Raw genomic sequence first — 390 nt, 5'->3', positions numbered from 1 at the left:
GCGTTCCGCTGCCACCACGCTCGACCTGCGCACCGCGGCGGGCGTCCTCGGCGACCGTGCGCCGCGCTTCTTCCGGCGGCTGCCGCTGTCGCGAGTGCTCGGAAGATCAGACGGCGCGACGCCGACAGCGCAGGCCGCTACGGATGCGCCCGCCCGCGCCGACGACGCGCCCATCGGGCACGGCGCAGCCGCGCGCATCCGCGCGGGACTCCCGCAGGCTGCGAACGGCGGATCCACTCTGCTGCGCGCCGTGTTCGCGCGCGACCTCGTCGGCGGGATCCGCCGCTGGCCGGATCTCGCGGCCGCGGCCGTGCTCATCGCGCTCGGCAGCGGGATCCTCGCCGCCGCGCCGCACACGAACTGGTCGCTCGCGGCTGTCGCCCTCGTGAC

The 390-nt window shown here is 76.9% G+C and carries 1 protein-coding gene; it reads left to right on the top strand.

Translation table 11 applies throughout. From position 1 onward, the window contains the following. Window positions 1-390: hypothetical protein (locus tag SB658_RS22205; protein WP_410602356.1), on the top strand; the 390-nt coding region annotated here is incomplete at both ends.

The sequence above is a fragment of the Bacillus sp. SIMBA_008 genome (genome assembly GCF_046535495.1).
Taxonomy (GTDB): domain Bacteria; phylum Bacillota; class Bacilli; order Bacillales; family Bacillaceae; genus Bacillus; species Bacillus subtilis.
This window is presented reverse-complemented; position numbering and strand designations above follow the sequence as displayed.